This is a genomic window from Pedobacter sp., assembly GCF_045628745.1.
Classification (GTDB): domain Bacteria; phylum Bacteroidota; class Bacteroidia; order Sphingobacteriales; family Sphingobacteriaceae; genus Pedobacter.
This window is the reverse complement of record NZ_JAZQPU010000347.1, coordinates 1-10,557: the sequence shown is the minus strand read 5'-3', so window position 1 is coordinate 10,557 and position 10,557 is coordinate 1. Positions and strand designations below refer to the sequence as shown.

The 10,557-nt window shown below is 39.4% G+C and carries 8 protein-coding genes; 2 read left to right on the top strand and 6 right to left on the bottom strand.

Annotated elements, in window-relative coordinates; all coding sequences use genetic code 11:
* Nucleotides 1-203: 203 nt before the first annotated feature.
* The 4 genes from ACR2F7_RS12690 to ACR2F7_RS12675 all read right to left on the bottom strand — a co-directional run bounded on the left by ACR2F7_RS12690 (nucleotide 204) and on the right by ACR2F7_RS12675 (nucleotide 4,470).
* Nucleotides 204-521, bottom strand: a complete 318-nt coding sequence (locus ACR2F7_RS12690; RefSeq protein ID WP_432713928.1) for a hypothetical protein — start codon at nucleotides 519-521, stop codon at nucleotides 204-206.
* A gap of 106 nt (nucleotides 522-627) precedes the next feature.
* Nucleotides 628-1,626, bottom strand: a complete 999-nt coding sequence (locus ACR2F7_RS12685) for an NAD(P)H-dependent glycerol-3-phosphate dehydrogenase (protein ID WP_432713927.1) — start codon at nucleotides 1,624-1,626, stop codon at nucleotides 628-630.
* Nucleotides 1,627-1,698: 72 nt separating this feature from the next.
* Complete coding sequence (locus ACR2F7_RS12680) at nucleotides 1,699-3,060, bottom strand: efflux RND transporter periplasmic adaptor subunit (RefSeq protein ID WP_432713926.1); 1,362 nt, start codon at nucleotides 3,058-3,060, stop codon at nucleotides 1,699-1,701.
* A gap of 36 nt (nucleotides 3,061-3,096) precedes the next feature.
* Complete coding sequence (locus ACR2F7_RS12675) at nucleotides 3,097-4,470, bottom strand: TolC family protein (RefSeq protein WP_432713925.1); 1,374 nt, start codon at nucleotides 4,468-4,470, stop codon at nucleotides 3,097-3,099.
* Nucleotides 4,471-4,517: 47 nt separating this feature from the next.
* Here ACR2F7_RS12675 and ACR2F7_RS12670 point away from each other — a divergent pair, with 47 nt between their 5' ends.
* On the top strand, nucleotides 4,518-5,135 hold the full coding sequence (locus tag ACR2F7_RS12670; protein ID WP_432713924.1) for a polysaccharide deacetylase family protein: 618 nt from the start codon (nucleotides 4,518-4,520) through the stop codon (nucleotides 5,133-5,135).
* A 253-nt stretch (nucleotides 5,136-5,388) separates the two neighbouring features.
* Nucleotides 5,389-7,656: an aconitate hydratase gene (locus ACR2F7_RS12665; RefSeq protein ID WP_432713923.1), complete on the top strand. Its 2,268-nt coding sequence runs from the start codon at nucleotides 5,389-5,391 to the stop codon at nucleotides 7,654-7,656.
* 60 nt (nucleotides 7,657-7,716) lie between these two features.
* Here the strand turns inward: ACR2F7_RS12665 and ACR2F7_RS12660 are convergent, their stop codons facing one another.
* Together ACR2F7_RS12660 and ACR2F7_RS12655 are read right to left on the bottom strand one after the other, a co-directional pair.
* Nucleotides 7,717-9,528 (bottom strand): MutS-related protein, encoded by a 1,812-nt coding sequence (locus tag ACR2F7_RS12660; protein ID WP_432713922.1) that lies wholly within the window; start codon nucleotides 9,526-9,528, stop codon nucleotides 7,717-7,719.
* Nucleotides 9,529-9,578: 50 nt separating this feature from the next.
* Nucleotides 9,579-10,406 (bottom strand): hypothetical protein, encoded by an 828-nt coding sequence (locus ACR2F7_RS12655; protein ID WP_432713921.1) that lies wholly within the window; start codon nucleotides 10,404-10,406, stop codon nucleotides 9,579-9,581.
* Nucleotides 10,407-10,557 lie beyond the last annotated feature (151 nt).

Here is a 10,557-nt window from a genome sequence, read left to right as displayed (position 1 = left end):
GACAGAGGCACTAGTGGCGCTGGAAGACGTGAAGGTGGAAATAGTGGTGGTGGCGATAGAAGACGCAGGTCTTAATTAACACCCAACCTTAATATAAAAAAGCCCCGGAATTTCCGGGGCTTTTTGTTTATAAGACTTTTTTACGTTAGGCATCGACCATAGCATGTCGAAGATATAACCTTTATAATTTTATTAAACGCAGCTTAGTTTACTGGTTTGTCTTTAATCTGACTGGTTTTCAAATAAACCTTTGCACCACGTTTATTGACATAATATTTTTGATTCTTGTTATTGATATAAACATTAGATCCATCTGGGGCAACCTTCCCTTTCCACGTTTTATCTACAATCTTTGTAGTTCCTTTAACCGCTACTTCAGCAGTTTTATTTCCAACCTTCGTTGCAGTTTTATCTATTTTTTCACCAACTGTTTCCTTCTTTTCCTGTGCGTTAACTGTAAATGTGATGGCTGTTAACAAACCAAACGCTAATGCAGTTCTAAAAATTTTAGTTTTCATCATGAATATGTTTTTTAATATAACAATTTCACCTAACGATTTGTTTGCCAGCATTCTCCTCTACAATACAAGACCACAGTATGAGCCACAGCTCATGGCACAAGCAACACTAATTCAATTGCTCTGTGAGTAGTCGCATTTCAATCTGAGGTGAGTTTTTATCATAGAGAATAGCATAAACAGCCCTGCTGATGGGCATATCTACCTTATATTTTTTGTTGATCACATGCATACAACTTGCAGCGTAATAGCCTTCAGCAATCATATCCATCTCTAACTGTGCAGACTTTACAGTATAACCCTTACCAATCATGTTACCAAAAGTACGGTTCCTGCTAAATTGGGAGTATGCCGTTACCAGCAGGTCACCCAGGTAAGCAGGCTCCATGATATCCCTTGAAATGGGATGCACGGCATTCACAAAGCGGTTGATCTCCCTGATGGCATTAGAAATTAAAACCGCCTGGAAATTATCGCCATAACCAAGACCATGGCAAATACCACTGGCTACAGCATAAATATTCTTCAGTACGGCACTGTATTCTGTTCCAAAAATATCATCAGAAACATTGGTTTTTATATAACGTGTATTTAACAAACCAGCAAAAGTGCTTGCACTTTCCACATCCACAGAAGCGATGGTGAGGTAAGAAAGTTTCTCCAGCGCTACTTCCTCTGCATGACAGGGGCCGCTGATGACTAAAATATCTTCTATTGCCACATTGTATTTTTCCTGCATAAACTCACCAATAATCTGGTTTTCATCAGGCACGATGCCCTTAATCGCAGAAACAATCTTTTTGCCGCGTAAATCTTCTGCGGTAACATCTTTAAGCGTTTCCTTTAAAAAGGCCGCAGGAATGTTTAATATAATATAATCGGCCTTTTGAATGATCATTTTGATATCGTCGGAAATATTTCCGGCCGGCAATCTGATTTCCACAGAGCTGAGGTAATTAGGATTGTGTCGGTAAGCCTGAATGTGCTCAATGGCAGCTGTATTGCGCATCCACCAATACAGTGTTTTTTCTGTAAGGTTATCAGCTAACATTTTAATAATGGCAGTAGCCCAACTACCCCCTCCTATCATTGCAATTTTTGGCGTCATAACTTTTAATAAAAATCCCGGTTTAATGATTTAAACCGGGACAATTTACTGATTTTATTAAAGATGACTAGCTTACTTTTTCGCAGGATCGGCAAAGAGCTGATCTTTAGTGGTTTTCTCTACCTTCATTCCATCCTTTAAACGGTTTTGAATCGCTGCATAAGGGCCTGTTACTACTTCTGTACCCGCTTTTAGGCCAGTTTTGATAATGATATACTGGTCGTCCTGAATGCCGGTAGTGACCTCTACTTTTTTAATTGTACCATTGTTATAGGTATATACATATTGTTTAACAGTTTTATCCGTTAACTTAGTTTTTTGTTTTTCCTGATCAGCATCGTTAGCTGTCGGCTCTTTCTTTGCATCTTCCGATTTAGCATTGTCGCCGGTAAATACAGATTGGATCGGAATAGAATTACCTTTAAAAGATTCACTTTCAATATCTACACTTGCCGAAAGTCCCGGTCTAAACGGTGAAGGCAAATCTTTAGCACCACCTTTAATGTTACTGTAAGAATCAGCACTGATCCTCACTTTAACAAGGAAGTTGGTTACCTGGTCAACCGAAGAAGCCGACGCAGTACCTACATCTTTAGAAGAACTTGCAATTTCAGTAACTACACCTTTGAACTTTTTATCTGCAAAAGCATCTACTTCAATCACGGCGCTGTCACCTACATTTACACGGTTGATGTCATTTTCATTCACATCAACGTTCACTTCCATGGTGCTTAGGTTAGAGATACGCATAATCTCTGTACCAGCCATTTGCATAGTACCTAAAATACGGTCACCAAGTTCGATGGATAATTTAGAAATTACGCCGTCCACAGGTGCAGATATGGTTGTCTTGGCTAAGTTAGCGGCAGCTTCCCTTACATTTGCACTACTTTGTTCAAGGCTAAACCTTGAAGCGGTAACATTTGCTCTTAATCGGGCAATATCAGCCTGCGCAGAGAAATACTCCGCTTTAGCAGCATCAAATTCTGCTGCTGAGATTACTTTTTTCTTATATAGCTCTTCATTTCTTTTGTAAGTGCTTTCTATATTTTTGAAAGTAGCCAGGGCTTGTTTCAGCTGTTGCTCAGAAGCTTGAAGAACTGCCTTTTGGGTATTATTAGAAGCTACAGCTTTTTCATAACCAGAAAGCAAAACATCTGGTCTTACTTTACAAAGCAACTGTCCTTTTTTAACCACATCACCCTCTTTCACCAACAATTCAACAACCTCACCAGAGACCTCAGAACTTAACTTCACCTCTGTTGCTGGTTGTATTTTACCACTGGCAGTAATGGTTTCAATAACCTCTCTAACCGTGGCTTTTTCTGTTGTTATTTTTACAGGTTTTTCACCGCCAATCAAGCCGGTAAGCACCAATATGACCACTATCAAAAGGAGTGTACCTACAGATATAATAATGTGTTTAAGTTTCATCTGATCTTATTATTTATTGTTTATTTAAGCGGAATATTAAAATGTAATTTGTTTGCCCAGGTAGTAATCTATCACTTTAGACCTGAAAAGCAGGTCATATTTGGCCTGGATAAAATCAACTTCGGCTTCGTTACGATTGGTGATGGCGGTGTTATAATCTAATGAATTCACCAGACCTACATTATAACGCTGTTCAATCACAATAAAAGCATCTCTTTGCGCATTGAAAGTGTTTTGTGTAGAAACATAACGGCTTTCTGCTGCTTTTAAATCTGCCACCGCCTGTGCAATTACTTTATTTAAATTGTTTTTGGTCAGCTGCTCCTGAATTTTGTAACCTTCGTAATTTATTCTTGCACGTTTAACATTAGACTTTGCTGTCAGTCCGTTAAAAATCGGAATTCGCAGTGACAATCCTATATATTGGTTAAAATTATCATTCACCTGGTCAGAAAACCCCGGTAGTGGCGCAGGGGAATCAAATACATACACATAATTTGATCCAATACCCGCATTTAGGGATAGTGTAGGATATAAAGATCCTTTGGCTATATCAATACCTTTTTCGGCAGCCTCACTATTTAACGCAGCCAGTTTAATATCTGGGAAGGTTTTCAAAGCATCATTATAAACCTCATTTACGTTATAAGTGGTACGTGCCAGTTCTATTTCCTTCACTGTAGGCGCTACTACTTTAAAAGTATGGGTGTCGGTGCCCATCTCCATCAGCTGGGATAAGGTCAGGTAAGAAATAGTCAATGCATTCTGTGCATTGGTTACATTCAATTCTGATGTAGCCACCTGTGCTTTGGCCTGTGAAATATCAGCCATGGTTTTATTACCTACATCCATTAAGGCATTTTCCCTTTTCAAAGTCTGCTCAGAAACCAATAATTGTTGTTCTGATACCCTTAATAAATCTTCATTATACACCACATCCATATAAGCAATGACCACATCAAGGACAAGGTCGTTTTTGATCTTGTCTAAATTGCTATTGTCTGCTTGCAACAAAAGTTTATTTTGTTTGATCTGGTTAACCTTGGCAAAACCACCGAATAAGTCAACGGAAGTTCCCACATTTCCGCTTGAAGAGAAGGTTTTATTATTCACCACTTCAAAAGAGTTTTCAATTCTACTCCGTCCAAAACCCAACCTACCATCAGTAGATGCATTCAGACTAGGGTAAAGTGCAGCTTTAGATTGCTGTAAGTTTACATTTGACGTAGCCACATTTAAAGCTCCTTGTTTAATGTTTAAGTTATTACCCAACATGCGCTCTATAGCTTGCGGAAGGGTAATTACCTCCTGGGCTTGGGCACTGAGGTTACAACCCAGTGCAATGACGCTCATTAATAAAATGCGGGATAGGGGTAGCAACAACAAACTTCGAGGGGTTATCTTATTCATAAATTTGATTTCACAATATTACTTAAACAACTTTTATATCTTTGGCTATGTACCTGATTAAATCACCCTTGTTATTAAAATGGTATTATCCCTCCTTAGTATGGCATAAAACCCGCAAAGACAAAGTCATCTATTTAACCTTTGACGACGGTCCTATACCTGATGTTACAGATTTTGTTCTAAAAACTTTAAAGGTCTTTAATGCAAAGGCAACATTCTTCTGTATCGGAGACAATATCTTTAAACACCCTGCTGTTTTTGAACGTGTTAAAGCTGCAGGGCATCAAATTGGAAACCATACTTTTAATCACTTAAAAGGATGGAAAACAGCAGATCAAACTTATGTACAAAACATTGCCAAATGCCAGGAACTAACCCAAAGCCACCTCTTTCGCCCACCCTACGGCCGCATTAAAAAATCGCAGATCAAGGAGGTAAAAAGACTCTTCCCGAAGATACAAATAATTATGTGGGATATATTAAGTGGTGACTTTGACCTGGAACTTTCTCCAGAGAACTGTTACAAAAACGTAATCAAGCACACAGAAAATGGCTCTATCATCGTGTTTCATGACAGCTTAAAAGCATTCGACAGGTTACAATATGCATTGCCCCGTGTATTGCAATATTTACAAGAACAGGGCTATCGCTTTGCAACATTATAAGTGCCCCTGCATAGAAAAAAGCTCATTCAGCAACAGAATAAATACGCAAGCTGTTTATTTACAAATGGTTAAACATAAAACTTTATTGAAACTTGATGGTTGATGTACTAAGCCTACAGGTTCGAAAAAGGGACACGCTATTTAGAACATATATAAATAATATAATGATATGCCTATGATGGCTGTCCGGTGTTTTTTTTCGTAAATTCGCTTATAAATAATTAATATATTACCTTTTAAATACAGATTATCAATGGCTTTTGATATAGATATGATCAAAAAGGTGTATGCAAACTTCGGACCCCGTGTTGAGGCGGCCCGTAAATTAGTAGGCAGACCCCTAACACTTTCAGAAAAAATTTTATATACTCACCTTTGGGATGAAAAAGCAAACACCGCCTACGTTAGAGGTGCGGATTATGTTGACTTTGCTCCCGATAGAGTAGCTATGCAAGATGCAACCGCTCAAATGGCGTTGTTGCAATTTATGCAAGCTGGCCGTCCACAAGCTGCAGTACCTTCTACGGTACATTGCGATCACTTGATTACAGCAAAACTTGGTGCAGAACTAGATTTACCTGCAGCAAACACAGAAAGTAAAGAGGTTTTTGATTTTCTTGCTTCTGTATCTAATAAATATGGTATTGGCTTCTGGAAACCAGGTGCCGGTATTATTCACCAGGTAGTTTTAGAAAACTATGCATTTCCAGGCGGAATGATGATTGGTACTGACTCCCATACCGTTAATGCGGGTGGTTTAGGTATGGTTGCCATTGGTGTTGGTGGTGCTGATGCCTGCGATGTGATGGCAGGTTTACCTTGGGAGCTTAAATTTCCTAAATTAATTGGTGTGAAGTTAACCGGTAAGTTAAACGGTTGGGCTTCTCCTAAAGATATTATTTTAAAAGTTGCCGGTATTTTAACTGTAAAAGGTGGTACTGGTGCTATTGTTGAATATTTTGGCGACGGTGCTGAGAACTTAAGCTGTACTGGTAAAGGTACAATCTGTAACATGGGTGCAGAAGTTGGTGCTACCACTTCTACATTTGGTTATGACGAAAGCATGGAACGTTATTTACGTGCTACCGACAGAGCTGATATTGCTGATGCAGCAAACCAGGTTAAAGAACACTTAACAGGTGATGCAGAGGTTTATGCTAACCCTGAGCAATATTTCGATCAGTTAATTGAAATTGACTTATCTACATTAGAACCTTACTTAAACGGTCCGTTTACACCAGATTTGGCTACGCCTATTTCTAAAATGAAAGAAGTAGCTTTAGAAAACGGATGGCCAATGAAAATTGACGTTGGTTTGATCGGTTCATGTACCAATTCATCATACGAAGATATTGCCCGTGCAGTAAGTGTAGCTAAACAAGTTTCTGAAAAGGACCTCGTTACAGGTTCTAAATATTGTATTAACCCTGGTTCTGAGCAAATCCGCTACACTATTGAGCGTGATGGTTTCTTAGACGTATTCAAAAACATCGGTGCTACAGTATTTACTAATGCTTGTGGACCATGTATTGGTATGTGGGACAGAGTAGGTGCTGAAAAACAAGAAAGAAATACCATTGTACACTCCTTTAACAGGAACTTTGCAAAACGTGCTGATGGTAACCCTAATACTTTTGCTTTTGTAGGTTCTCCGGAATTGGTTACCGCTTTAGCCATTGCTGGCGATTTAAGCTTTAACCCGTTAACAGACACCTTAACTAATAAAAATGGTGAGCAAGTAAAATTAGATCCACCTACAGGCGATGAATTGCCTCCAAGAGGATTTGATGTTGCTGATGCTGGTTACCAGGCTCCTGCTGAAGATGGTAGTACTGTACAGATCTTAGTATCTCCAACATCTCACCGTCTGCAATTATTGGATCCTTTTAAGCCATGGGAAGGTACAGACCTTAAAGGTTTACGCCTGTTGATTAAAGCAAAAGGTAAATGTACTACGGATCATATCTCTATGGCTGGCCCATGGTTGAAATTCCGTGGTCACTTAGATAACATTTCTAACAACATGTTAATCGGTGCCGTTAACTACTTCAACGACAAAACTGATACAGTTAAGAATGCCTTAACAGGCGAGTATGGTCCGGTACCAGCAACACAACGTGCATATAAAGCTGCAGGTATTGGTTCGATTGTAGTAGGTGATGAAAACTACGGTGAAGGATCTAGTCGCGAGCATGCTGCAATGGAGCCTCGTCACTTAGGTGTTCGTGCTGTATTGGTTAAATCTTTTGCCCGTATCCACGAAACTAACTTGAAAAAACAAGGTATGTTAGGTTTAACTTTCTGTAACAAGGAAGATTATGACTTGATCCGTGAAGATGATATCATTGATATCGTTGGCTTAACAACATTTACACCAGACGTTCCTTTAACAGTGGTATTAAACCACAATGACGGAACAGTAGATGAGATTAAAGTTAACCATAGCTATAATGCACAACAAATCGACTGGTTTAAAGCTGGTGGTGCGTTGAACATTATCCGCCAACAAGTTGCTCAATAAGCAGCAACGTTAATCATAAAAAAGGCTTCTGTAGAAATACGGAAGCCTTTTTTTATGCCTTTAAGTATTCAGCCCTATCTGTTTCAATAAAATAGCAGCATTAAAAGTCTTACAAGCACCATGCTTCAGCAGGTAATCAAAGTGCATTTCCTTTTCTGTAATCTGTATATCAAAATGGTAATTGCGCACCTGTTGTGGATACTGCACTTCCATTTCAGACAGTGCCAGGTCATGCGTAGCAAATAAAGCGGTGGTATGTTGCTCAATCATGCGCTCAATAAAGGCCTTCGACCCAGAGAATTTATCCTTACTATTGGTACCACGCAGCATCTCATCGATCAGCACAAAAGTATTGGCCGAAAGTTTAGACTCCTCCAGAATCATCTTAAGGCGGTTAAGTTCGGCCTTAAAAGTGGAGGTCTGGTCATTGAGCGAATCTTTAATACGCATATAGGAAAGCACCTTAAAGATCGACAAGCTCAATTCTTTTGCACAAACTGGGGCACCGGCAAAGGCCAGCACCATGTTTACCCCTACAGTTCTTAAAAAAGTACTTTTACCAGCCATGTTAGAGCCCGTTACAATATCTACCGTCGGTTTGTCGGATAAGTAATAATCATTAGAGATTCTTTTGTTCACATCAATCAAAGGGTGGCCAATTTGAAGGGTTTCCAAACCGTAAGTAGTTTTAATTTCCGGGAAGTTCCAATCCGGTTCATTGTAGGTTAAAGTAGCAAAGGAAATCAGCTCCTCAAAATGACTGATGCGGTCGAGTCCTTTTAAAATATGTTCTGATGAACCCTTAAACCAACGATCCAGTCGGATGGAACATTTAATATCCCACAGAAAGAAGAGGTTTAAAAACAAGGCAACAATCATATTCAGGCGCGCATCAAAATCCCTGATGATGGAAGCGAGTTCCTTAATTTCACGGCTCACCGGAGCCGCAGCTGCTTGTGTTGAAAATAAAGCCTTAATATAAGGCGATTTCCAGGTTATTTTCTCTGTCCACTCAATTACCCCAGAATAAGCTTTCAACAGGTCGGCGCTACCGCTAAAGCCATAATAAACCAGATTGATATGCTTGAGGTTAAAGAAAACTACCGCAGCATTAAAAAGGGCCAGCAAACCAAATAAATTCCAGAGTGCTCCACCTACAAAACTGGCGATAATTAAAACGCCAAACATCAAAAAGGGAACCAACTTTACATACAAACGCAGTAATTTGGATTCCGAGAATTTAAGCTGCAAAGGAAGTTCATGTGCTAACTTTTGTTCAATAGCCCTCAACTGTGCAGGCTGGTGGTTTTGGAGCTTTGCCCTGAAATGAAAAGAATCATCCATATGGCCGCTCAGTTCCTGTATAGCTTGCTGACGGGCAAGAATAATTTCCCTGCTTTGTGCTGCGTTGAAATGAGCAGCAAGCAAATCCATCCCCTTTTCCGTATGGCAACGGTTAACATAAGCATATAAAGAAAGGTGACCAAAAACATCTAAATCGGCAGAAAAGGGATGTAATTCATCCTCATATTTCTCGCCGTCGCTATAGCCATTTTTACGGTCCAGCAAATGATTTTCTTCATTTTGATAAACCCATAACAGCTGTCTGGCATATTCTAGTGCCGCCTGTACCCTCCCTTGTTTTTTAACCAGCACCATAAAATATAACAGGGGCAAAACCATGAGGATGCCATAAATCCAGTGCCAACCCCAGCTGATGATCAGGGCAACGAAAATTATTTCTGCAACAAACACCCCTAACCTTGATAGGGAAATTTGGTTGAGCCCTTTCGTTAACCGCGCTATTTCATTTTGCTGGGCATCAATTTTAATTCTGTAAGCGGCTAATATAGATTCTTTGGTTGTTGACATTGAAGATGAAGGTTAGAAGATGACTGGCTTAAATTACCAGTTTGAGCAATTTATTTGGTAAATATATATTTTTGTAGGTTTCGTTGTACTTTAGTAGCCGTTAAGCCATACTTTAACAGCGATTGCTGTAGCGCTTCAAAAGAGTCATTGTTGATAATGAAATGATAGTGGCCGTTCAGCTGATTCACTTTTTCCATTTCTACTTTTATAGTAACGATAGACTGCAATTGCGTCACTAAAGTATTAACGGTGCCATTTTGAACACTCAGCGCCGTGGTGCCATTGGTTTGAATCTGCGTAGTATTAAGGTCTTCCTTAGCAGGAACTTTAGCCTGGCTCAATTTAAGAGAATCTGTGAGCGTAATCACAATTACATCCTGTAAAGCATCAGTCTGCACCATTTTCAGCTGCAGGTTTTCTAAAACCTTGTTCAACAATATCTTTTCACCATGCGCCCTGTTCAGCAGCTTATCTTGCTTAAAGCAATAAGAAATCACCTTGTTTTTCAACTCCTTAGGAAGTTCAATTTGATTTTCGTTACAGCGCAGTAAGGTAGAGAACAAAACACCCGGTTTGATGCCAATTTCTAAGAGCTGCATAGAATTTTCGTCACTCACTTTATTCGACACTTCACCAGAACGTACAGATGATCCCAGTGACATGCTGAAATAGCTTTTGATAGCAGGATCATCAAAAATTTCTTTATAGGTTGCGGTTAGTGTATCGTTATTTTTTGTATTACTTTTTTTAAGAACAGAATCCTGCTGTAGTATAAAAGGTGTTGTAGAGCACATCATGAAGTTTTCCTTCACTGCAACATCAGCATGGGCAGTTACCGCAAAAAGCCATAGGGCTAGAGAAACAAGCACTTTCTTCATGTTGGCAATTTACCAAATATTACTACCTAAAGAGGACTCTCATAGATAAAAAAACGCCAGAGCTTTTATCCCCCCGGATAGACACAGGGTTAAGGCGGTTAAATTTTAGCTGTTCCAGGTTCTTATTCCAGTCTACGGTAACATAGGTGAG